The following is a 22,686-nucleotide window of genomic DNA, read 5'->3' as shown; positions in this document are numbered from 1 at the left end:
ATATATTTTTAATATATTAGTACAATATATGTTAAATAAGTATCTTTTAATATTATTACTTCTATCGATAAATTTAGGATTCAGTCAGTCTGAATGCTATAATTCGGATTTTTCAGCTGGAAACTTTTCCGGCTGGGAAGGCTATAATGGCATATATAATAATCCTTATTTGTCAAAAGGTTTTATGCCAACCAGACATAACATTATTACTACATCATCATTAGATTCGCGAACTTGTAATAAGTTAACTACAATACCTCCTGGTGAATCTTTTTCAGCAAAGCTAGGAAATGAATTTGCAGGCTCCGAGGCAGAAATGTTAGTTTACTCGATGAATGTTACGCCAGAAAACAGCATTTTTTTATACAAATATGCTATCGTGGTTGAAGACCCTGGTCACAAACCCAATGAACAACCCGAATTTAGCGCCCGAATTGCAACTGTATATGGAGGAACTATCGACCCTCTTTGTGGTGATTATAAAGTTTATGCCGGCCAGGAAGGTCAGGATTTTAACGCTTGTACATATATAGACCCCTTAACTAACCGTCAACATAAGACTTTATGGACTGAATGGAAAACAGTTGGAGTCAATTTATCCGCTTACATCGGAAGTACAGTAAATATTGAATTTACAACAAAAGATTGCGTTTTTGGAGAGCATTTTGGTTACGCCTATATTTCAGCGAAATGCGCTAAATTAAAAGCAGATTTAAAAGTATGCGCGAGTGATGTTAATTTTGAATTATCTGCACCTTACGGATTCAGCAAATACCTTTGGACTTATGAAGGACAACCCGTTGGCCTCGCAGAACAAACTACCTCTTTACCTTTGGCAGATTATCCGGAAGGCGCTATTTTTGAATGTACGATGACTGCTTTTAGTAATGCCAATCTTTGCGAATCAAAAATCCAGATTGCTTTAACAAAACCAACAAAAATTTCGCCTCTATTTGAGGCAAAAACCTCTTGCATTACTAGCCAGACTACTTTTAATCCTGTAATTTTTGAGAACCAGACCACAACAAGCGAACCTAATGTAAAATGGAATTGGGATTTTGGAGACGGAACAACTTCGACTGAAAAAAATCCCAAACATATTTTTACGACCTCAGGAAATTATAACGTTAAACTAACGGCCACAACCGAAAGTGGCTGTACATTTAATTTGATTAAACCTGTTTTAATTAATAACAATCCTACTGCGGAACCTATTTTAAATCTTAATCAAAAATTCTGTAATCAAAATGCAACGATTAGTGCTATAAATATTGGGAATCAAAATCTGAAATGGTTTAGCAGTTTAACATCAACAACAGAATTACCACGCACAACCCCTTTAGTTGATAAAGCAACCTATTATAGTGCAATAAGCGATAATAGTTGTTTAGGAAAACGACTTGCTTTTGTGGCATCAGTTTCAAATCTACCCGCTCCAACCGGTGATGCAACCCAATATTTCTGTACTATTGACAAACCAATCATTGCGGATATTGTTACAAAAGGTACTGGAATAAAATGGTTTAAAAGTCCAACGGATACGAACGCATTAAATGTTTCAACAACATTAATTAACGGTATCTATTATGCAGTCCAAACAGATTTACAAACAGGATGTGAAAGTAAAGACCGTCTGAAAGTTAGCATCGTTTTGCAAGACCCCGCAAATACATTACCTGAAAGTTATAAGAAAGAATTATGTTTAGATGACGAATTAGTCATTCGCGCTTTGAGAGACAATAATGCCGAAATGATTTTTTATGATTCAGAAAATGCTATTAATCCTCTCTCAGATAATTCTCCTGTTCACAATGGTACTACCTATTATGCGTCTATATTTGATCCTGAAACCAATTGTGAAAGCATCAAAAGATCTGCCATTTTGGTTTCGGTAATTCCATGTCAGTTGGTGATTTACAATTCTATTACAATTGACGGGAACGATATGAATAATCATTTTGTCATAAAAAATATAGAATTTTTTCCGGAAAATACGGTTGAAATTTATAATCGTTTTGGTCAATTAGTTTATAAAACAGCTAAATATGGTATAAATGAAAATTATTTTTATGGTGAAGCAAATGCCGGAGAAGTATTTCAGAAGAGTAAAAAACTACCAACAGGTTCTTATTTTTATATCATAAACTTTAAGAAAACCGTTTCATCAGAAAATAATTTGCAAAAAGGTTTTCTTTATATCAGCAACAATGAATAGCAATCTAAAAAAAATACTAGTTTTTGTTGCAGTCCTATTTCTATCGTATGCGGTTAGATCACAAAATGATTCCAAATTATCGATATTCAATTATAATCCTTTGATTTACAATCCAGCTTTTGCAGGAGCAGCTGACGGACTGAATATAGCAGGAATTTATTCCACTCAATGGTATGGATTTGATGGTGCTCCAAAAACACAATATTTATCTGTTGACACCAAATTACCTTATGAAAAAATCGGACTTGGCATAAGTTTATACCATGATGTTATTGGTCCGGCAAGAGAATATAATATCGAAGGAAATTTCGCTTATTATCTCGATTTAAACTACAAATATAAATTAGCTTTAGGGCTAAAATCCGGATTGAACTCTTATAAAGTCGATATGAATCAACTTGATGTATATCAACCTGGTGAGGATGTTTTTAATTCTGGTTTTGAAAATCATTTATCACTAATACTGGGATTGGGAGTAAACTTATATTCTGATAAATTTTTCATTGGTATTTCAACTCCAAATGTTCTTGTATCAAAGTATTACAATGCAAATTATTCAACTGTTCTATCAAAAAGAAAGAATAATTATTATTTAAACACAGGTTATAAATTTGAATTACAACGTGATGTTAGCTTAACACCAACAGCTTTGATCAGAGTTACAGAAGGCGCTCCTGTAAGTGTTCTTACTTCATTGAACCTGAATTGGTATGAAAAATATATTGCCAGTTTAAATTTTGATTATAATTCTAGTGTTGGGCTTCTTTTTGGAGTTCGTATATTTGATAATTTGAAAGTTGGTTATTCTTATGATCAATCTATAACTAAATTTAGTCGTTATAATAATGGTACACATACCTTTTTGTTGACCTATACGCTACTAAATGAAAATAGTGAAAAATGTAGCTGCAAAATTTATTGAGTGTTTTCTGAGCTAGCATTTATTTTACCCTTTAATTGAAGAAAAGCAGTTTATTTGAGTTTTCATAAGACACTATAATTTCATATTCTTTTTTATAGTCCGATTTTTATAGTTAATTATCAAAATAGCAGACATTAAAATACGGAATAATTTGTAACTACTGATTTTCAATAAATTAAAAACAGCCAGAAAAAACCAAATAAATAGTTTCCAACTCCAACGAGCAATCCTTATATTTGTATCCTCATACAAGAATAATATAGTTAACATGAAAATATCTTACAACTGGTTAAAACAATTTATTAAAACAGATTGGACATCTGAACAAACTTCAGAATTGCTTACAGATTTGGGTCTGGAAGTCGAAGTTGTTGAAAAATACCAATCTATAAAAGGTGGTTTAGAAGGAGTTGTTGTAGGACACGTACTTACTTGTGAAAAACACCCTGATGCTGACAGATTAAAAGTTACAACTGTAAATATTGGTTTAGAAGCTCCAGTACAAATCGTTTGTGGTGCTGCCAATGTTGCTGCAGGACAAAAAGTTCCTGTTGCTACTATTGGAACTGTTTTATATGATAAGGAAGGTGCTGAATTTACTATCAAAAGAGGAAAAATTCGCGGACAGGAAAGTCACGGAATGATTTGTGCCGAAGATGAATTAGGCTTAGGTACAAGTCACGACGGAATCATGATTCTTGATGATGCATTAGAACCTGGAACTCCGGCTGCAGAAGTTTTCAAAATTGCAAATGATGAGGTATTCGAGATTGGATTAACTCCAAACCGTGCTGATGCTATGAGTCATTATGGAACTGCACGTGATTTAAGAGCAGGAATGCTACAACGTGGTGTAAACGTAGAATTAATTACACCATCTGTAAGTAATTTTAGAGTCGATATGCGTACTTTAAAAATTGACGTTAATGTTGAAGATACTCATTTAGCTCCAAGATATTGCGGTGTAACTATTTCTGGAATAACAGTTCAGGAATCTCCAACATGGTTGCAAGATCGTTTAAAAGCTATTGGATTAACTCCAAAAAATAATATTGTAGACGTTACTAATTATGTACTACATGAATTAGGACAACCTTTACATGCCTTTGATGCTGCAAAAATCAACGGAAAGATAATTGTGAAAACACTTCCTGAAGGAACTAAATTCACAACTTTAGACGATGTTGAAAGAACACTGCACAAAGAAGATTTGATGATTTGTGACGAAAAAGGCCCTTTATGTATTGCGGGAGTTTTTGGAGGAAAAAAATCAGGCGTTACTGATGGTACAACTTCAATATTCTTAGAAAGTGCTTATTTTGATGCCGTGAGCATTCGTAAAACAGCTAAGAGACACGGCTTAAACACAGATGCTTCTTTCAGATTTGAAAGAGGAATTGACCCAACTATAACAGAATATGCCTTAAAACGTGCTGCCATTTTAATTTTGGAAGTTGCAGGTGGTAAACTTACATCTGATGTTGTTGAAGTATATCCTAAAAAAATAGAAGATTTCTCTGTTTTATTGAATTTCAGTCATGTTTATAAAATTATTGGACAGGAAATTCCAAAAGATACCATCAAAAAAATTCTGGTTTCTTTAGATATCAAAGTAAACAGCGTATCTGATTCTGGTTTAGGATTGACAATTCCGGCTTATCGTGTTGATGTACAGCGTGAAATTGATGTAATCGAAGAAATATTAAGAGTTTATGGCTATAATAACATTAATTTCTCTAAGAAATTCAATGCTACTGTTGCCAACTCACCAAGAACTGAAGATTATAAAGTTCAAAATGTAATTGCTTCTCAATTGAATTCTCAAGGTTTCCATGAAATGATGGCGAATTCTTTGACTACTGCAGCGTATGCAAAATTATCAACTTCATTAAAAGAAGAACACAATGTTACAATGCTTAATCCGTTGAGCAGTGATTTGTCTACAATGCGCCAATCTTTATTGTTCTCAGGTTTAGAAGCTATTTCATACAATATTAACAGAAGAAATTCTGATCTAAAGTTATTTGAATTCGGAAAAACTTACCACAAATTTCTTAATGGATACGAGGAGCATAAACATCTTTCTTTATTAATTTCTGGAAACAGAAATAAAGAAAGCTGGACAAATCCGCAAAAAACCACCGATTTCTTTTTAATGAAAGGATATGTAAAAGGTATTTTATCACGTTTAGGAATTGATAAAATTTCGAATGCTCCAGTTCAAACTGATATATTTTCAGAAGGAACTGCGATTTGTTATAACAATGATACTTTAGTTGAAATGGGTGTGATCAAGAAATCAATTTTAAAGCATTTCGGGATCAAACAAGATGTTTATTATGCAGATTTTAATTGGGATTTAATACTTAAAATTATCACAGGTAAAATTAAATATTCTGAAATTCCTAAATACCCTGAAGTTCGTAGAGATTTAGCTTTGCTAATTGATCAAAGTACAACATATGAAAGCATCTTTAACCTGGCAAAACAAACCGAGAAAGCACTTTTAAAAGACATTAATTTATTTGATGTTTATGAAGGTAAAAATCTTCCGGAAGGCAAAAAATCATATGCCTTGAGTTTTACTATTCAGGACAATACGAAGACGCTAACAGATAGTCAAATTGATAAAATAATGACAAAATTACAGCAGACTTTTGAAACTGAACTTGGAGCAGTTTTGAGATAAAAAGCTTCTATTTATAAGAAACCCGACCTTAACAAGTCGGGTTTTTCTATTTTAAAAAGTTACACGTGTTGATAACCTCCTTGCTCCTACTGAATTAGGATGTATTTCATCTCTCCAGTATTCTGATGAATTTAAAAGACCGCGGTAATCTATTATTCTGCTCTGAAAACGATAACCGTTATAATTGAAATGATTTTTTATTTGCCATAAAAGTGCATAAAAGCGATCTAATAATCGGATGATAATATAACATCTCAAAATTTCATCTGTAATTCCCAATCGGTCAAGAACAGGTTTTATCCATGGTCCTAAAGGCAAACTTAATCCCGCAATTGAAGGCTGTACACCAAGTTTGAATAAAGGATAATCATAAGTATGCATATAAAATATGGTGTTTGGCGTACAATGTGCGTTTACAATACTTCCAAATCCCATGTAATTTTGCATTATTGTAGTAAAAATAGAATTGAGATTTGCTGAATTAAAAAGTGCGCTGTCAAAAGTATTGGTATTTAAAAATCTTTTATACAAAATACATTTTTGATATAAAGCATCTCCTGATAAACTTCGGAGTTCATTTAATTTTGCCTGATCCGTAAAAAAGCTGGAATTAAATGTCGTAACTCCTGCATTTAATATCCTTCCAAGTTGCGGAAAAACGTCATTTCCTCCTCCACTAAAATAAATTCGGTCAATTCGATAACCGCTTACATATTGTACAAAATGAGTTCTGTCAGCATACATTTGCGAAGTTGTTTCTCCAAATTTTGCCAAATGAAGGCAATTCAAATTTAGCCTTTGATTGCGATCTGTTATTGTATCGTACAAATCTAAAATTCTTGGAACAGGATAATCCAGCCACGAATCTCCTTCAAAAATAACATTTAGAGTATTTGCATTTCCGGCATTTCTTCTAAAGAGAAAGGAATTGGTTAAAAACGGCTGATGCAGGGATTCGTCTTCACTTTCTGTAAGCGCGGTAATTCCTCTAGGTAATTGTTTTAAAGCAGTATGAGCGGTATCATTCGGATTAATGATTCCGGTAACCTGAATATTGTTATTAGCCTGAAAATTCAAAATTGAAATTATAGTAGTATCAGTCTGACTATTAGCTATATTTCCACTAACAGCAACCGGATAACCTAACTCTTTGAGATAATTTTGAATTTGCAGAACGTCCTGCGGATTATTCACTGCATTCAATCCAACACTATTACGCAATAATTCCGGAGGTGAAACAGTTTCAGGATTCTGATTTATAATCGACGGATTAGAAACTAAATTTTCCATAATATTTAATGTTTATATTATTTTATTAGGATTGATATAACCATGTCCGGCTCTGAATATTTCAATGGAATTTTCTTTAAAAGAGGCAGAATCACAGGCTTTAAAAAGCTTTTTTCTGATGGACATGATATCAAGCTGTGGTTCTTTTTCAAGAATTTTCATTACCAGAGAAGCCACAAAAGGCGCTGCCATGCTACTTCCGCTTTTAGAAGTAAGTTTATTGGAAGCTCTGTTTTCTTTGCTGGAAGAAGAACAGGATGATCTTATTTTAAAACCTGGCGCCACAACTTCTGGCTTCATGCGTCCATCGACAGTTGGGCCTGAACTGCTAAACGATAAAATAGGTTTTGCATCATCATTTTGATTGTATGCACCAACAACAATACTATATTTCGAATTGCAAATTGAGTTGGTTGTATGTGTTTTATTTGCAATTTTGGGTAAAAAAATAGATTGTCCGCCATCATCGCGTTCTATATAACAATGATATCTTCCGTTTTTCACCTTATTTCCAACCAATTCAATGGTCCAGAATTTAGAGTTTAATTTACCATTGACCAGAATATTAATTTGGTTTTTATTGGTATTGGGTTCATTACGCCTATGCAGACAAATCCCCACTTCATCACCATCTTTTAGAATCAATTCGTCTTTGAATGGTGTCGACGAAAGCAATATTTTCTGATTATCATCATATATGTTCACACTCAAAATATCATCTCCATGATACCAAATTTCCATTTCGTTTGGCGTGCGATCGTATTTTTTAAACATCCATGGTATCTTAATTTTTTGATTGAATTTGATATCACCATAAGCATGTACGTTTGCCTGATGATAATTGCCCGTACTTTGTACTATGGCGGTTCCCTTTTTAGTTGTCAAAATATAATCAATCGCCTGTTCTACTAATGTTTGTCCTGTATGTGCGTCTCCGTGGCCGCCAAGACTCATATTTATTACAATTGGACGATCTCCGGCTTCTGTCAGTAAAAAATCAATACCTTCGATTAATTTAACCGAATCGCCCAGAGATAAATTACAGCCATTTACCAGATTTACTCCCATATCAACTGCCAAAATTTCAACATCAGGAGCGAAACTTTTTTGCGCAACCGCACCATTCCCACAGGCAATTCCGAGAACGTGCGTGCCATGCGTACCATTACCAAACAAATCTAATTTTCCTGGATGATAGCCTATTTTTTTAAATGGAAATTCATCTAATAACGCTTCGTTAATCTGAGCTTTAGAAATAATTCTTCCATAGCCAAATTTGTTTTCCTCATATCGATCAGATTGTACCCAGATTTTCTCGAAACGTGTTTTATCATTTTTAATAAAATCCGGATGTGAAAAATCAAAACCAAAATCTATAATTCCAAAAACAACATTTGAAACATTTCCATCTGAGACATCATTTTTTTTGTCTAAAATTTCATTTGATGAAACTTGTTCTATTGCAATATTTGCCGGAACCACACTGGGTGCTTTTAAACTTTTTACTTTCTTGCTATTGTAAATTCGGCATAAATAACGGCGCTGTGTTCTGATGCTTACAATTGTTCCAAATTCTGAAATAATCTTACAATGTTCCGGATATTCTTTTTCTTTTTCCAGACGCATTAACAACGATAATTCTTCATCCTGATTGCCATATAATATTATTTTTAGTCGTGGATCCATGAGTTTGCATTTTAGGGTTGTAAACTAATTCTACTCAACTTAAAATCAATATCATACAATTCAGAATTAAGATAAGAGAAGTACAGATTTTCTTCAACTAAAGAAGAAAAGACAACATCAATTCCATTTCCCTGTGCAACAAAATCATTAATCTCACTCACATATTGACTGTTTTTAAGATTTATTTTTTCCAATCCAAAAATAAAATCCAAATCTTTTTGATCCAGCTTTGAAAGGTTTGGATCTGCTAAAATTTTAGACAATAAATCGAGTGTTTTATCGATCGGAAATATCTTTTTCGGAATCAATTCTTTAAATAAAAGAACCTTTTCTTGCTCTGCTTTTTTTGAAAATTTAAGATTGCCTGCAAATAAGCTTGGACGAATACAATTGATTTTTTTCAAAATTTGACTGGTCGTTTTTTCAATTTTATCTAAACTGATTGCTTGGTGGTTAGAGACAGCGGTTTTCATTTTGTATCCGTTTTAGATGATGCTTTCTGTGTAACAATGTTCTTGGTTGCCGTTGCAGTATCTGGTGCTGGCTTTGTTGTTGAAATTTCGTTTAGTTTAATTTGAATTTCAGAAATAGATTCTTTTAACTTCTTATTTTCACTCTCGATATTCGTAATCGTTGATTTCAAATCTGCAAATTGTGTCGTAATAGTCGCCAAAGCAGTTTTGTTTTCTGAGATTTCAGCTCTAATAGTTTCCAGCGTCACGGTATTACCTTGTGTTGGTGTTTCGTTTCCTTTTGTTTCTGTTGGAGGATTCACTACTGTTACAGGAGGCGGAGGTAATTCCGGAGCTTCAGAAGTTACTGTAACTGCTGTTGCTGTAGCATTTGCAGTAATGAACTTCTCACCTTCAATTTTGGCTTTGTTATCTATAATTAAATAGCTCATCAACGGATTTTCAGAAACCATTCCCGTTAAAAGCGCCGTATTGGTAATTTCCTGATTTCCGGGAACATTATAAAAACTGGCTCTGCTGTTGGCTATCACATAATTGATTAATAAATTAAATGGATTCATCTCTTTATAATTTTAAGGTTAAAAAAATAAAGGGCAATTGGGTCTCAACTGCCCTTTTTACATTTACTTATTCATCATCATCATCATAACAAGTGGCAACATCGTATTGTTGTTGCCTGTATTACCCTGATTTTGTTGAGACATAATTAAAACTAATGGCAACATCATGTTCGAATTATCAGATTTTCCAGAACCTGAATCACCCATTGTAGTCATCATTGGTAATAACAAGGACATTGTTTGGTCAACTACTATAGCACTACCGTCCTGAACAATCGTATCTGGTTTTCCTACTTCAGTTGCAGGAATGACTTTAAGTTTTGTAACATCTAACTTTGGTTGATTTAATAAGGATCCCATCATGCTCATCATTTGCATATTTTTTAGGACCTTAGTTTGATTATCGCCTTTACGGGCATCTAACTTAGCCAGTTCTGTATGCTTTTGATCTAATGCAACCAAGGTTTTATTAGTGGCTAATGATGTCTTTTTAAGCTCATTTACCTGATTAGAAATTGCATCTAATGATTTTTTTAATTCGCTTTTTGTTGCATAATCATTAGCTCTTCCGCTCAGGGCTTTTCCAAAGTTTGATCTTTGTTTTACCGCTGAACTCACATTTGGTCTAATACCTTTTATAGAAGGTCTTTTTTTTGCGGCTTCATCATAACTTTCGTCATAACTTTCTAATAAATCTTCGCCTAAAAGATCTTCGTTGAAATAATCTTCATTTAATAAATCTTCGTCTAAATAACTTTCGAAATAGCTCATAATTTTAAATTTTAATGGTTAATTTTTATTGAAATAATGTTTGTTATACTTCTGGATAGCAGGCTGAATATATTTATTGAAAAGAATAAAATCAGGAATACTGTTACCTGGTTTTCCGGTTCCAAAACATTCCGGGCAATCACCATTTTCGCCAAAACATTCCGTACAGGCACCAATTGCTTTTGCTAAATCATCATTTTGATTTAATTCAAATTCAAGCTGAAATTTCAATCCTTCGATAATGGTAAAAAGCTTGTGATTGATTTTTTTTAATTTCTTGATTTTTTCTTCAAGTACTGGATCAATCTTCGGAATTTCTTTTTCCTCTTCAGGTTCTTTTTTCCCCATCATGGGTTGCATCATCTCAAAATATTTAGCCATTTCAGGATTATGTTCTTTCAAATATTCTAAATAAGCATCCATTGTTATAACTTTTAGGTTTTATAAACTGGCAATAGAATTTTCAAGTCTATTGATTCTGTTAGGGGTATTTGTGCCAACAAACTGGCCGTATTGGTCAACATAATAATCTTCCGTCGGAATTAATCCACCGTTATAATATTCATACAGAATATTTTCAGTCAAATAATTTACACTTTCGATTAATTCTGCAAAAGAGTGACTTTCAATTGGTGCATTCGGACTTGCAGTTCCTAAACTCTGTTGCGCCTGACCTGCCTGAAATTGAGGATTATTGATAATACCTCCCAATTGATTGTACAAACCTTGCACTCTTCCAATATCCTGAGCTGCCTGCGGACGCAATTGCACCGGATTGTCCTGCACATATTGTTGAATTGCCGGAAGTGCCGCTCTGCCTGCATCAGCAAGATATCGGGTTGTATTGCCCCAAGCTTGTCTAACTGGCGAAGGAGCCTGTCTGCGTTGTTGTGGTGCTGGTCTTCGTTGTTGCTGTGGTGGTGCTGGTCTGCGTTGTTGTTGACGACTATTATCTAAGGCAGCACTTCCTGCTCCTGCGAGATTACTTACTAATCCGCCAACAGCTCCTCCTATTTGAGGCGCGCCGAAATAAGTTCCAACAGCAGTTCCTACAATTGGAGCAACGGCAGATACGCCACGTAAAACTCCTGAACCTATACTACTGGCCACATTTCCTAAACTTGACCAAAAACCTTCTGCTTCGCTTTCCGACATTTGGTCTACTCTTGATAAAAGGACATCTTCTAGCTCGCTTTCGCTCAAATTAGAATATTCTGGTCCTAAAACATATCGTACAGCTTCAAAATAATTGTCTTCGCTGAATGATTCTCCCTGAAAAACTTCATGATATAAACTCATAATTTTTAGTATTACAATTAACTCTTACTCTTTTTAACAGGCTTTTCAGATTTCGCCTATCCATTTTGTGCACAAAAAGGAACGATGTAAAATTGGTTTTTTATAAATTACTACAAAACAGTGGTTTAACCCAATTTTTTAAATAAATTTACCCTTACAAAAAAGGGTATATTTCCCCTTGTCTCTTGTAAGGGTTTAAAATATTTTTGCCCATGATATTTGTTAAAACAATATTCAACAATCAATTAAACCATTAACTATTAAAGATTTAATTCTAACATTATGGAAAAAGAAACTGGAAGACCGACCCAATTAATTACTAGAAAATTCGCAAAAGAATTACACTTAAATTTTATGAAATACCGAGCCAGTATTATTGCTAAATACATCAAAAAAGAAGATGCAAATGCTGTCTGGTTTTCTGTAGACGAACTTGAAAATTATATTCATTACATCAAATCTAAAGGTGAAAAAACCGGATATGACGTAAATGGAATTCGTATTTACTTTGGAGTATATCCTGAACAGAAAAAATATGCCGAAAAAGCAGGTTTGATGACTGTGTTTTTGCAAGCTACCGGAAAGAAAATCAGAACAGCTTCTAAAGAAGGAGAAGTACAAACTTTTGCTCTAATGATGGACAGTGATAGCGGCGATATATCAAGTATTGAACCAATGAATTATGGCAGTATCGGAAGACCGCCTAGCCTATTATACTAAAAAATTATGTTTGAATTTTTACGCTTTTATACTTTTTATTTAGCTTTATTCTCTGGAATTATTGGGTTGATATCAATGCATAAACTTCCTAGTAATAGAGCTAAATTTTTAGTAATTTTAATTTGGTTTTCTGTTGTAATAGAGAAAGTTGGCTATTATTTTACAGAATGGACAGGCTTATTAAATTACTATGTTTTTAATTTTTATATGCTGATAACCTTTTCTGCTTATATATTGCTTTTAAGGAGTTTATTATCAAAAGTAAATCATAGATTAATAGCTAATCTTTGTTTTATGTTGTTTATCATCTCCTATTTTTTGAACATTTTATATTTCAAAGAAGATGTAAACCACTCATTTACTTACAGTTTTGCTATAGGAGTAATACTAATTATGATATTGGCCTGTTTGTATTTAGTTGAAATTTTTAATTCGGACAAAATATTAAATTTTAAAAGATCCGTCTTTTTTTGGTACATATTAGGAATATTAGTTTTTCATGTACCGTTTTTGCCTTTTATGCTGGCTTTAAACTGGTTTCTGATCAAACATGATGAATCGATTTTTAGTTTAGTAGTTTTTATTTTAAATGTCCTGGCACATAGTTGCTATATTATTGGATTTTTATGGAGCGAAAAGAAATACAATTATTAGTCATTTCGTTAGGTATCGTTTTCTTAACTTTACTGGTCATTCTGCTTGTTATATTCTTTTATTTTTTAAAAAAGAAAAACAACTATCTGGTTGAGAAAATGGAGTCAGAACTCTATTTTCAATCGGAATTAGTGAAAACCAGAATAGAGATAAAGGATCAGACACTGAGTGAAATTAGTAAAGAACTTCACGATAATATTGGCCAAATTATTTCTGTTGGTATCATGCAGCTTAACATGTACCTCAATAGCGGAAAACCTGTTCACCATAATGAACTCCATGATTTAAAAGAAATATTAGCCAAATCATTAGATGAAATAAGGATTTTATCCCGAATCATTAATAAAGACAATTTACTGCAAAGCAATTTTATCGAAGCCATAAAACAAGATTTAGAGCGTATAAAAAAGCTAAAAAATATAAAATATCATTATAATCTTACAGGTGAAATTCCGAGTATTAGCCAGGAACACGATTTGTTTATTTATCGAATTTTTCAGGAAGCACTACACAATAGCCTAAAACATTCACACAGTGATTTATTTGAAGTAAATATCAACACAACGGATACTGTTTTTCGCTTAGAAATGAAAGATTTCGGAATTGGATATGATACTAGTCAAATAAATTCCGGACTGGGCTTAACCAACATGAAATTAAGAGCCAAATTAATTGGAGCGCAGCTAATAATGAATTCAGATTCATCAGGAACCACCGTAACATTAGAATATCCCTTAATCAAAAACCAATGAAACCACAAACTAAAAACAAAATTATCATTGTAGACGATCATCAGCTTTTTTCACAATCTCTGGAACTTTTAATCAATAGTTTCAAAGATTTTGAAGTAATAAACCGTTTTGAAAACGGGAAAGTCTTTCTTTCGTATTTACAGGAATATCCTGATACAGAAGTCGACCTTATTTTATTGGATGTCAATATGCCTGTTTTAGATGGCGTAAGCACCATGAAATGGATAAAAGAAAATAAACCCGATTTAAAAGTTATAGCCCTCTCTGTTAACGATGACGAAGAAATCATTATAAAAATGATTACTAATGGGGCAAAAGGTTATCTGTTAAAAGATACATCACCAGAGATTTTTAAGGATGCCATGATATCGGTTATTGAAAAGGGCTTTTATTTTACAGAGATGATTTCCGGAATGTTGGTCAAAAAAGCCAATGATGATTCGAAAAAAATCAGTTTAAAAGAAAAAGAAATTGTTTTTATAAAACATGCCTGTACCGAGAAAACCTATAAGGAAATTGCTTCAGAAATGTGTTTAAGCCCCAAAACAATTGATGGTTATCGAGAATGTCTTTTTGATAAACTCGAAATCAAAACCCGAATTGGATTAGTGCTTTATGCTATAAAACATAAAATCGTTTTGGTTTAAATCAATACGTAAGCACCGCAAAAATGGGATGATTTTTAATTTTCTCTCTGCCGTTTAGAAAAGACAATTCCATCAAAAAATTACACTGTACAATTTCTCCTCCCAGTTTTTCTACCAATTCACAAACTGCTTTAGCAGTTCCTCCTGTAGCCAGAACATCATCGTGAATCAAAACACGATCTCCTTTCTGAATGGCATCTGTATGCATTTCTAAACTATCGAATCCATATTCTAATTCATACGAAGCCGAAATAATTTCATAAGGCAGTTTTTTAGGTTTCCTTACGGGAACAAATCCGGCATTTAATTCGTTTGCCAGTAACATTCCGAAGAAAAAACCACGACTCTCTGCTCCTACTACCTTATTTATTTTTTGTCCTTCTAATGATTTCAGCAGGATTGATAAACATTCTTTCCTTGCAATTGGGTCATTTAAGAGCGGTGTAATATCTTTAAACAAAATTCCTTCTTTCGGAAATCCCTGAATATCACGTATATAATTTTCAATCTTCATTTTTTTTTAATTTTCTGCAATTTTATGCTTGTATATCTCACATTTATCTCTATATTTGCACCCGCAAACAGCATTCATCAAAGCTACGAAAATTAGCCGAATGTAGCAAAAAGGCCTCGTGGCGCAACTGAATAGCGCATCTGATTACGGCTCAGAAGGTTACTGGTTTGAATCCAGTCGAGGTCACTTCTAAAATGGAATAATCCCTATGTATTTGATACATAGGGATTTATTTTTTTATACTGGGGTTACAACCTAAAACACATAAATAAATTAATTACCTAAAAATCAATATCTTACAAATTCTAAAAATTATTAAGTTATGATTTTTTCATTTGCAACTTCCCATAAACGCCCCAAAATAATAATTTGGAAATCATTAAATAAAAATATTACTTTTATTAAAAAACAAAACGATTTAATTAAATTGATAGAGCTTTAATATTAATATCCTAAAAAAGATAATACGTACATATATCCCAATTTGAATGTAAACTGCGTTCTAACAATTGATAAAATAAATACTTTGCCTGAAAAGCAAGTAAAAGAATTAACATTAAAAGTATTATTGAAAATGGCGATAGTTTTGAATTTATTTGTGATGACGACAGCGAACTAATTGAACGATTAAAAGAAATCCTTAAATCTAAAAAAAACATCCGATCTACTGAAAAATGACTGAACCACTTCAAACAATTGACAATATTTTCTTTGTAATTATTATTGCAATTTTGACACTATGGCTTACAGTAAATACGGCTATTGGCGGAATAATTAAAGAAAATGGCACTGGATGGAACAAGTATACAAGCAGAGGTAAAAGTGTATTAATAGTAGGAATTTCAATAATTATGGTTGGTATATTTCAGGAGATTAATAGTAGAAAAATATCTACTATTAACGATGATAAATTTAAAATTGAAAGAAATAAACGTGATAGCACAATTACCGAAGGTGTAAAGATTGGTGTAAATTCATATAGTAAAAATCTCTTCAATGATATGTCACAAGCATTTAAAAAGCAGGGCTTGCAATATGATAGTATAAAGAAACAAATTATAATCCTAAAAGACTCTATAAAAAAAGGTGGGAGAGATCCAATAGAACCATTCATCCGAATTAGAGAATTGCAAATTATTGACAGTAGTGATGTTAATAGTACTTACAAAATTCGCTACGAAATAATTTCTGACGACGCAGTTAGTTACAATTGTAATTTTGCATTGGATATTTTTTCTTTTCCGTCCGTTGGAAATGACATTATGACAATTAAAACTAATGTTAAAATACTCTACAACGGTATTACAATTCCTCGCGCCAATTCTGTGAGTAACAGTCTAATTATTCCAAGGGACAAATATTTCCACGCTCTATATGCATTTAGACTAAAAGGTTCGTACTGTCTGACAGACAAGGAATGCAAAACCGGTAAATCAAAAAAAACAATAGATAAATTTTATCTTCTAAGACCACAGTCCTCCAAAGGAAAATTTGAACTGCCCGTTCAAGAACACGAAACAGCATTGCGAGCATTTATCTCGCAATTCAATTTATAAAAGTTCAATTAAATTTCCAGAAACTAGCCAATATAAATAAAAAATTAATTACATGTTCGACGAAGCAAAAAAATCTGTAGAATCAATTCTATCTCAAAGACTTTCTAGTCCATTCTATGGAACACTTATAATCTCATGGTTAATTTGGAACTGGAAAATTGTTTATCTCACAATTTTTATAAGCGAAAAAAATATCACTGGTACCAAAATAGCGTACATACTTGCAAATTATAATGATATATGGCATCTAGTATGGTATCCGTTGATTTCTACAGCAGTACTAATATTATTTTTACCATTAGTAACTAATGGAGCATTTTGGCTTGACTTACTATACAACAGATGGAGAGTCAATATAAAAAATTCAGTGGAAAGCAAGCAACTTTTAACAATCGAAGACTCAATAAATTTAAGAGAACTCCTTCTTTCAAGTGAAAAGCGCTTCGAAACATTACTGGAAGATAAAAACAAAGAAATTGAACAGCTAAAAGTTATTATTGAAAATTATTCAAAAGAATCTCAATTTATTAATGGGGATATTAATAAAATAAATACCAATCATGACGAAATAGGAACGATAGTTAGCACAATTAGAAAAACTAAAATTCTATCAGAATCAATTGAAATAATTAGAAAACATGTTAATAATGGAGCGATGGGACTTCAAAACATACTCGATCCAGCAACCTTTAATTTTTTTATTTCCAATGACATTATAGAAAAGGCGGGGAACATATTTCAATGGACTAAATTTGGTAAGCAAGTCAATAGAGTTTTAACTAATGAAAAATATGATGCGAAAAACGGTTTAAATTAATATTAGACAATTAAACTTCCCATTTACTTCCCAAAATAATAAAATGAAATCTGATATTCAACACATTAACATAGACATTACATTACAGTCGAGGTCACAAAAAGAGACAACTAATAAAAAGTTGTCTCTTTTTTTATGCACTAATATGACTGTTTGAAACAAACAATCTAAAAGTGGCTTCCTTAAAGATTTAATCGAAGCTGAACGATGATTCGAAGTCCCACAAAAGCTAAGGCGAATTTCAAATAAATAAGCCATCGCGGAACTATCCATACATATTTTTTATCTCCGACATAACAAAGGTACTTTGGGTACTCCCTATACTTTCAACTGATCCCAATTTATTAAACACAAAATCCTGATAATGCTTCATGTCTTTGGCAGAAACTTTCATTAAAAAATCGTAATCACCAGAGATATTGTAACATTCCACCACTTCTTCTATTTTCATAATATCACTAACAAACTGATTTCCAATATTACGATCATGTTGTTTAAGTTTGATATTACAAAAAACTATGAATCCCCTGTTTAATTTTTCTGCATCAAGGAGTGCTATATACTTCTTAATATAACCACTGTTTTCTAATCTTTTAATTCTCTCAAAAACAGGCGATGCCGAAAGATTTACCATTTTAGCAAGCTCTTTTACAGTGTATTTAGAATTATCGTGTAGTATATTTAATAACTGAAGATCAATATCGTCTATTTGTTCCATAGAATGTTTTTACTTTAAACAGGTTTTAATTTATTCCGAACGCAGAATAAAATTCTTCAAATATAACCAAAAACAATACAAAAATCTTATTTTACGCACGTTAAAAACATAACATACTGCAGTGTTCATCTTCACAGCATAAAAATCTAAAAGGCATTATTTTATAACGGGGAGCGTTATGCTTGGTGCTTTATCCAAAAAAGATAAAGGTTCACCTCATAAATAAAATTATACTTCTTTTCGTCGAGCCATACCCTGAGCGATGATACTAGCGGCAATCAATTGCAAGGCATGATAAAGCATGAGTGGCAGCAATACGATGCCGGTGATGGTACTGTGCTGAAAAAGTACTTTTGACATAACGGTGCCGTGTACCAATGACTTTTTAGACCCGCAGAATAAGACAGTAATACGGTCTTCATCTGAAAAACCAAGCAGGCGGCTGAGTAGTCCGACACAAAAGAATACGGCAAAAAACAATGCCATCATCCCTGCAGCGAGTCCAACAAGTTCAAGTGCGGTGAAACCTTCAAAAAGATGTTCGGAAAATGACTTGCAAAATGAAGTGTAAATAATCGTTAGAATAACTGACTGATCGAAATATTTGAGCTGTTTCTTGTATTTTTCGGCAATGGCGCCTAAACGGGAATTGAGGCTTATGCCAATGATGACAGGCAGCAAGACTTGAAGAATCAACTTTATGACGATTTGAGTGACATCAAAATCGCCTGTCGAAGAAGCTATAAACAGCCCAACCCAGAGCGGCGTAACCACTACTCCAATCAAACTGGAAATGCTCGCATTGAAAATGGCTGCGGGAATGTTTCCCTTAGCGATGGAAACCATGACCACCGAAGAGGAAACTGTGGATGGTAAAGCTGCAAGAAAAAATACACCCAGCCAAAGCAGCCCGAAGCCGTTATTTATAAACAACGGGCGAAATGCCAAAACAAGGAGCGGAAAAAATAAAAAGGTTGTCAACTGGACGACAATGTGCATTTTCCAGTTGGAAAGTCCGGCTTTTAGTTTCTCAACACTTAGTCGCATGCCATAAAACAAGAAAATAAAGGAAACGCCAGCATTGGCAATCTCCTCAAGCGAAACAGGGTCTTTGACCATGCCTGGCTTTGGCAAAAAATAAGCCATCAGAATCATGGTGGCTATCATTAACAGGAAACCGTCGAAACCTGCTTTTTTTAATACTTCTAATAATTTCTTCAATGTGTTTTAAATATTATTCCTCCGTGGAGGCACGGACTCCATTATTAAAATATTGAGACTAAATCCCAAGTTCTTTGCGTATAATTTCTGCTCCTGCGCTTAAAGCACTTAACTTGCCTCTGGCTACGTTTCGAGATAGCGGAGCCATACCGCAGTTTGTAGAAGGGTAAAGATTTTCGGCATCTACAAACTCAAGAGCTTTACGCAGGGTATCAGCTACTTCTTCTGGTGTTTCGATAGTGTTGGTCGCCACATCAATGGCGCCTACCATTACTTTTTTTCCGCGAACAAGTTCCAATAAATTTAAAGGCACATTGGAGTTGTGACATTCTAAAGACACCACATCAATTTTAGATTTTTGAATTTTCGGAAAAATTTCTTCATATTGTCGCCACTCTGAACCTAATGTCTTTTTCCAATCAGTATTTGCCTGTATTCCATAACCATAGCAAATATGAACCGCAGTTTGACAGTGTAAACCTTCAATGGCTCTTTCTAATGCTGCCATTCCCCAATCGTTTACTTCATCGAAGAACACATTAAATGCAGGTTCATCAAACTGGATAATATCTACCCCTGCGTCCTGAAGTTCTCTTGCTTCTTCATTGAGTGCTTTCGCAAATTCCCACGCCAATTTTTCCCGGCTTTTATAATGGTCGTCGTACAAGGTATCAACCATTGTCAGCGGGCCTGGCAATGCCCATTTTATAGGCTTATTAGTCTGTTTACGTAAAAATTTAGCATCTTCAACAAAAACTGCTTTTTGACGTGCCACCTCACCTACAACCACTGGAACACTCGCGTCATAACGGTTACGGATTTTTACTGTTTTACGGTTTTCAAAATCTACACCGCTTAAATGCTCAATAAAAGTCGTTACAAAATGCTGGCGCGTTTGCTCGCCGTCACAAATGATATCCAGATCTGCCAATTGTTGTTCCTGCAGAGAAATGCGTAAAGCATCTTGTTTCCCTTCAAGTAGCTGATCGCCTTCTAATTTCCATGGTGACCAAAGTTTTTCGGGTGGTGCAAGCCAGGCAGGTTTGGGTAAACTTCCAACAATAGAGGTGGGTAATAATAATTTCTTCATAATAGTATAATTTTAATGCGTTGTAATCAATTAAAGGGTAAAATTAGCTGACCATTGTTCCAGGAGACTTTTGTAAGGTTTAATAAAATGCTCTTCTGCATATTTACCCTGTTCAACAGCCAAACTGCTGCGCTCTTCGCGGTCATAAACCACGCGAGTCAGTGAATAATCTTCGTGTTTAAGAGTCGGTTGATAGATTTTCCCAGCAACTGAATTTGCATTGTAAATTTCAGGTCGATAAATCTTCTGGAAAGCCTCCATCGTGCTGATTGAGCTGATTAGTCCAAGATCAGTATAATCGGCAAGCAGATCTCCTGAATGATAAAAAGCCATCGGTGCCACACTATTCGGAGGCATGAAAAAACGAACTTTTAAGCCCATTTTAGAGAAATATTCATCAGTGATAGAATACTGATCCTGCAGATACTCAAAACCCAGAACCGGATGCTGACACTCAGTGCGAGTATAAGTTTTGTTGCTCGATACACTTAAACAAATGATCGGTGACATCTTAAAGTGCTCTTTATAAGTGGCTGAACTCACAAAGCACTTATAAAGTTTTCCGTGCAAATCACCAAAATTTTCAGGAATACAAAAACTAGATTTATTTTTATTGTGCTCGATCAATAAAATACTGAAATCATAATCACGAACATAAGAAGAAAAATTATTTCCGGCAATACCTTCGATACGCTGGCTGGTCTTGCGGTCAAAAATATTCGTTTTTAAAACTTCAATCAACGGCAGATTGTTACTACCATTCTTATCATCAATACGCATCGTTACTGTGATGATTTCAAGTTCTACAAGGTAACGATCCCCTTTTGGATTATCAAAGTGAGCCAATGCATTAAATCGATTGTTAATCATATTTAAGGCATTGCGTAAGTTTTGTTGGCGATTAGCTCCTCTAGCCAGGTTTGCAAAATTGGTTGTCAAACGCGTTTGGCTTGAGGGGTGATAGTTTTCATCTAAACAAGTGCTCTCTAATGTGAATGCAAAATCATTCTTGATTGTATTCTGGGCGTTTTCAATATCCTGTTTTTCGCTTATTCTTAAATCTTCTTGTATGTTCGCTTTCATTTGATGACAAGGTTTAGTTTTTTTACCTTGCAAATTTGAAAATAAAAGATTTAATATTTTACAAAACCAAAAAAATCAGATAATTATTCTTTTTTAATATAATTTTTAAGATTATTAATCTTTTTACAAATATAATAACAAAGGAAAACAGATAATTATTCTTTAGAGAACCCGAATATGACTGATTTGAAGCTTCCCATAGCAATTCAAGTCTCAAAAAACAAAACAAATAAATTTATCTTTGCCAAAATTTAAGATAGGCATACTAATGAATTTGATAGAAAATTTAAAATGGCGCTACGCCACAAAAGCTTACAATAACATTAAAGTAACAGAAGAAGAGGTCGATCAGATCTTAGAGGCTATAAATCTTTCAGCATCTTCTTGTGGTCTGCAATCTTACCGTGTTTTTGTTGTAAGCAACCCGGAAATCCAAAAAAAATTAGGTGCTGATTCGTATAATACACAGATTAGCTCTTGCTCTCATTTGTTGGTTTTTGCTGCATTCAATGACATGTCTTCAACTTATATTGACGATTACATGGCAATGACAGAAAAACAAAGAGGTCTTGATGCTGGTGCTTTATCAGGATTTAGAAATGGACTGCATTCCTATTTTAGCAATATTAATGCAGAACAAAAAGCCTTTTGGGCAGCCAAACAGGCTTATATTGCACTAGGAACTGCACTTATTGCTGCGGCAGAATTGAAAGTGGATGCCACTCCTATCGAAGGATTTAATGCCGCCACTATCGATGCCGTTTTGGGTTTGAAAGAAAAAGGGTTGCATTCTACCGTTATCCTTGCTTTAGGATATCGGAATTCGGAAAAAGACTATATGGCAGCTACGAAAAAAGTTCGTTTACCTATAGATGAAATGATAACTAAAGTTTACTAATACTATTAGATATGTTAATTATTACGGTAAAAGTATACGTTCAACCTTGTAGACTTGATACACATATTTTGGAATCATTAAAGAAAACACTACTTTTAATTAATTATAAAC

General features: G+C 33.6%; 22 protein-coding genes and 1 tRNA gene. 11 read left to right on the top strand and 12 right to left on the bottom strand.

Annotated elements, in window-relative coordinates:
• Positions 1-28 precede the first annotated feature (28 nt).
• From AC1RRN_RS09590 to pheT, 3 genes are all read left to right on the top strand, one after another.
• A complete protein-coding gene (locus AC1RRN_RS09590) occupies positions 29-2,215 on the top strand; it encodes a T9SS type B sorting domain-containing protein (protein ID WP_492967086.1) in 2,187 nt (728 codons plus the stop codon).
• On the top strand, positions 2,208-3,137 hold the full coding sequence (locus tag AC1RRN_RS09585; RefSeq protein ID WP_492967085.1) for a PorP/SprF family type IX secretion system membrane protein: 930 nt from the start codon (positions 2,208-2,210) through the stop codon (positions 3,135-3,137). Before AC1RRN_RS09590 ends, AC1RRN_RS09585 begins: the two co-directional genes overlap by 8 nt.
• Positions 3,138-3,369: 232 nt before the next feature.
• Positions 3,370-5,826 (top strand): phenylalanine--tRNA ligase subunit beta, encoded by a 2,457-nt coding sequence (pheT, locus tag AC1RRN_RS09580; protein WP_492967298.1) that lies wholly within the window; start codon positions 3,370-3,372, stop codon positions 5,824-5,826.
• 51 nt (positions 5,827-5,877) lie between these two features.
• Here pheT and AC1RRN_RS09575 read toward each other — a convergent pair whose 3' ends face one another.
• From AC1RRN_RS09575 to AC1RRN_RS09545, 7 genes are all read right to left on the bottom strand, one after another.
• A complete protein-coding gene (locus AC1RRN_RS09575; protein ID WP_492967084.1) occupies positions 5,878-7,116 on the bottom strand; it encodes a peptidoglycan-binding domain-containing protein in 1,239 nt (412 codons plus the stop codon).
• Positions 7,117-7,128: 12 nt separating this feature from the next.
• Positions 7,129-8,802 (bottom strand): S8 family serine peptidase, encoded by a 1,674-nt coding sequence (locus AC1RRN_RS09570; protein ID WP_492967083.1) that lies wholly within the window; start codon positions 8,800-8,802, stop codon positions 7,129-7,131.
• An 11-nt stretch (positions 8,803-8,813) separates the two neighbouring features.
• A complete protein-coding gene (locus AC1RRN_RS09565) occupies positions 8,814-9,275 on the bottom strand; it encodes a hypothetical protein (protein WP_492967082.1) in 462 nt (153 codons plus the stop codon).
• Positions 9,272-9,835, bottom strand: coding sequence for a hypothetical protein (locus AC1RRN_RS09560; protein ID WP_492967081.1), 564 nt, complete (start codon positions 9,833-9,835; stop codon positions 9,272-9,274). Before AC1RRN_RS09560 ends, AC1RRN_RS09565 begins: the two co-directional genes overlap by 4 nt.
• Before the next feature lie 63 nt (positions 9,836-9,898).
• Positions 9,899-10,606, bottom strand: coding sequence for a hypothetical protein (locus AC1RRN_RS09555; protein ID WP_492967080.1), 708 nt, complete (start codon positions 10,604-10,606; stop codon positions 9,899-9,901).
• An 18-nt stretch (positions 10,607-10,624) separates the two neighbouring features.
• Positions 10,625-11,029: a hypothetical protein gene (locus AC1RRN_RS09550; RefSeq protein WP_492967079.1), complete on the bottom strand. Its 405-nt coding sequence runs from the start codon at positions 11,027-11,029 to the stop codon at positions 10,625-10,627.
• 18 nt (positions 11,030-11,047) lie between these two features.
• Complete coding sequence (locus tag AC1RRN_RS09545; protein WP_492967078.1) at positions 11,048-11,905, bottom strand: hypothetical protein; 858 nt, start codon at positions 11,903-11,905, stop codon at positions 11,048-11,050.
• Between the two features lie 282 nt (positions 11,906-12,187).
• On the opposite strand from AC1RRN_RS09545, the gene AC1RRN_RS09540 reads away from it, so the two are divergent.
• From AC1RRN_RS09540 to AC1RRN_RS09525, 4 genes are all read left to right on the top strand, one after another.
• Positions 12,188-12,625: a hypothetical protein gene (locus AC1RRN_RS09540; RefSeq protein WP_492967077.1), complete on the top strand. Its 438-nt coding sequence runs from the start codon at positions 12,188-12,190 to the stop codon at positions 12,623-12,625.
• 6 nt (positions 12,626-12,631) lie between these two features.
• Positions 12,632-13,279 carry a hypothetical protein gene (locus AC1RRN_RS09535; protein ID WP_492967076.1) on the top strand — a complete coding sequence of 216 codons (648 nt, stop codon included), beginning with the start codon at positions 12,632-12,634 and terminating at the stop codon, positions 13,277-13,279.
• 98 nt (positions 13,280-13,377) lie between these two features.
• Complete coding sequence (locus AC1RRN_RS09530; protein ID WP_492967075.1) at positions 13,378-14,031, top strand: sensor histidine kinase; 654 nt, start codon at positions 13,378-13,380, stop codon at positions 14,029-14,031.
• The gene (locus tag AC1RRN_RS09525) at positions 14,028-14,678 is read left to right on the top strand and encodes a response regulator (RefSeq protein ID WP_492967074.1); all 651 of its coding nucleotides are present in this window, start codon (positions 14,028-14,030) and stop codon (positions 14,676-14,678) included. The genes AC1RRN_RS09530 and AC1RRN_RS09525 overlap by 4 nt, the downstream gene beginning before the upstream one ends.
• Position 14,679: 1 nt before the next feature.
• Here the strand turns inward: AC1RRN_RS09525 and AC1RRN_RS09520 are convergent, their stop codons facing one another.
• Complete coding sequence (locus AC1RRN_RS09520) at positions 14,680-15,192, bottom strand: adenine phosphoribosyltransferase (protein WP_492967073.1); 513 nt, start codon at positions 15,190-15,192, stop codon at positions 14,680-14,682.
• Between the two features lie 112 nt (positions 15,193-15,304).
• Here AC1RRN_RS09520 and AC1RRN_RS09515 point away from each other — a divergent pair.
• From AC1RRN_RS09515 to AC1RRN_RS09505, 3 genes are all read left to right on the top strand, one after another.
• Positions 15,305-15,378, top strand: a tRNA-Arg gene (locus AC1RRN_RS09515).
• 488 nt (positions 15,379-15,866) lie between these two features.
• Positions 15,867-16,748: a hypothetical protein gene (locus tag AC1RRN_RS09510; RefSeq protein ID WP_492967072.1), complete on the top strand. Its 882-nt coding sequence runs from the start codon at positions 15,867-15,869 to the stop codon at positions 16,746-16,748.
• A 52-nt stretch (positions 16,749-16,800) separates the two neighbouring features.
• Entirely contained in the window at positions 16,801-17,565 is a 765-nt protein-coding gene (locus AC1RRN_RS09505; RefSeq protein WP_492967071.1) for a hypothetical protein, read from the top strand.
• Between the two features lie 265 nt (positions 17,566-17,830).
• Here AC1RRN_RS09505 and AC1RRN_RS09500 read toward each other — a convergent pair whose 3' ends face one another.
• The 4 genes from AC1RRN_RS09500 to AC1RRN_RS09485 all read right to left on the bottom strand — a co-directional run bounded on the left by AC1RRN_RS09500 (position 17,831) and on the right by AC1RRN_RS09485 (position 21,677).
• Entirely contained in the window at positions 17,831-18,283 is a 453-nt protein-coding gene (locus tag AC1RRN_RS09500; RefSeq protein WP_083694586.1) for an Lrp/AsnC family transcriptional regulator, read from the bottom strand.
• A 228-nt stretch (positions 18,284-18,511) separates the two neighbouring features.
• Positions 18,512-19,504 (bottom strand): bile acid:sodium symporter family protein, encoded by a 993-nt coding sequence (locus AC1RRN_RS09495; protein WP_492967070.1) that lies wholly within the window; start codon positions 19,502-19,504, stop codon positions 18,512-18,514.
• 58 nt (positions 19,505-19,562) lie between these two features.
• Positions 19,563-20,594 (bottom strand): methionine synthase, encoded by a 1,032-nt coding sequence (locus tag AC1RRN_RS09490; RefSeq protein ID WP_492967069.1) that lies wholly within the window; start codon positions 20,592-20,594, stop codon positions 19,563-19,565.
• 30 nt (positions 20,595-20,624) lie between these two features.
• Entirely contained in the window at positions 20,625-21,677 is a 1,053-nt protein-coding gene (locus AC1RRN_RS09485; RefSeq protein WP_492967068.1) for a DUF1852 domain-containing protein, read from the bottom strand.
• A gap of 268 nt (positions 21,678-21,945) precedes the next feature.
• On the opposite strand from AC1RRN_RS09485, the gene AC1RRN_RS09480 reads away from it, so the two are divergent.
• Positions 21,946-22,575: a nitroreductase family protein gene (locus tag AC1RRN_RS09480; RefSeq protein ID WP_492967067.1), complete on the top strand. Its 630-nt coding sequence runs from the start codon at positions 21,946-21,948 to the stop codon at positions 22,573-22,575.
• Positions 22,576-22,686: the final 111 nt, after the last annotated feature.

It is taken from the genome of Flavobacterium sp. GW821-FHT11G01 (assembly GCF_058808175.1).
This window is presented reverse-complemented; position numbering and strand designations above follow the sequence as displayed.

Bases quoted from the DNA above. Each gene is read 5' to 3' on its own strand.
- AC1RRN_RS09510 (WP_492967072.1), top strand. From the start codon at position 15,867: ATGACTGAACCACTTCAAACAATTGACAATATTTTCTTTGTAATTATT.
- AC1RRN_RS09505 (WP_492967071.1), top strand. From the start codon at position 16,801: ATGTTCGACGAAGCAAAAAAATCTGTAGAATCAATTCTATCTCAAAGA.
- AC1RRN_RS09565 (WP_492967082.1), bottom strand. From the start codon at position 9,275: ATGAAAACCGCTGTCTCTAACCACCAAGCAATCAGTTTAGATAAAATT.
- AC1RRN_RS09555 (WP_492967080.1), bottom strand. From the start codon at position 10,606: ATGAGCTATTTCGAAAGTTATTTAGACGAAGATTTATTAAATGAAGAT.
- AC1RRN_RS09485 (WP_492967068.1), bottom strand. From the start codon at position 21,677: ATGAAAGCGAACATACAAGAAGATTTAAGAATAAGCGAAAAACAGGAT.
- AC1RRN_RS09540 (WP_492967077.1), top strand. From the start codon at position 12,188: ATGGAAAAAGAAACTGGAAGACCGACCCAATTAATTACTAGAAAATTC.
- AC1RRN_RS09520 (WP_492967073.1), bottom strand. From the start codon at position 15,192: ATGAAGATTGAAAATTATATACGTGATATTCAGGGATTTCCGAAAGAA.
- AC1RRN_RS09525 (WP_492967074.1), top strand. From the start codon at position 14,028: ATGAAACCACAAACTAAAAACAAAATTATCATTGTAGACGATCATCAG.
- AC1RRN_RS09480 (WP_492967067.1), top strand. From the start codon at position 21,946: ATGAATTTGATAGAAAATTTAAAATGGCGCTACGCCACAAAAGCTTAC.
- AC1RRN_RS09545 (WP_492967078.1), bottom strand. From the start codon at position 11,905: ATGAGTTTATATCATGAAGTTTTTCAGGGAGAATCATTCAGCGAAGAC.
- AC1RRN_RS09550 (WP_492967079.1), bottom strand. From the start codon at position 11,029: ATGGATGCTTATTTAGAATATTTGAAAGAACATAATCCTGAAATGGCT.
- AC1RRN_RS09530 (WP_492967075.1), top strand. From the start codon at position 13,378: ATGGAGTCAGAACTCTATTTTCAATCGGAATTAGTGAAAACCAGAATA.
- AC1RRN_RS09570 (WP_492967083.1), bottom strand. From the start codon at position 8,802: ATGGATCCACGACTAAAAATAATATTATATGGCAATCAGGATGAAGAA.
- AC1RRN_RS09575 (WP_492967084.1), bottom strand. From the start codon at position 7,116: ATGGAAAATTTAGTTTCTAATCCGTCGATTATAAATCAGAATCCTGAA.
- AC1RRN_RS09585 (WP_492967085.1), top strand. From the start codon at position 2,208: ATGAATAGCAATCTAAAAAAAATACTAGTTTTTGTTGCAGTCCTATTT.
- AC1RRN_RS09560 (WP_492967081.1), bottom strand. From the start codon at position 9,835: ATGAATCCATTTAATTTATTAATCAATTATGTGATAGCCAACAGCAGA.
- AC1RRN_RS09535 (WP_492967076.1), top strand. From the start codon at position 12,632: ATGTTTGAATTTTTACGCTTTTATACTTTTTATTTAGCTTTATTCTCT.
- AC1RRN_RS09590 (WP_492967086.1), top strand. From the start codon at position 29: ATGTTAAATAAGTATCTTTTAATATTATTACTTCTATCGATAAATTTA.
- AC1RRN_RS09500 (WP_083694586.1), bottom strand. From the start codon at position 18,283: ATGGAACAAATAGACGATATTGATCTTCAGTTATTAAATATACTACAC.
- AC1RRN_RS09490 (WP_492967069.1), bottom strand. From the start codon at position 20,594: ATGAAGAAATTATTATTACCCACCTCTATTGTTGGAAGTTTACCCAAA.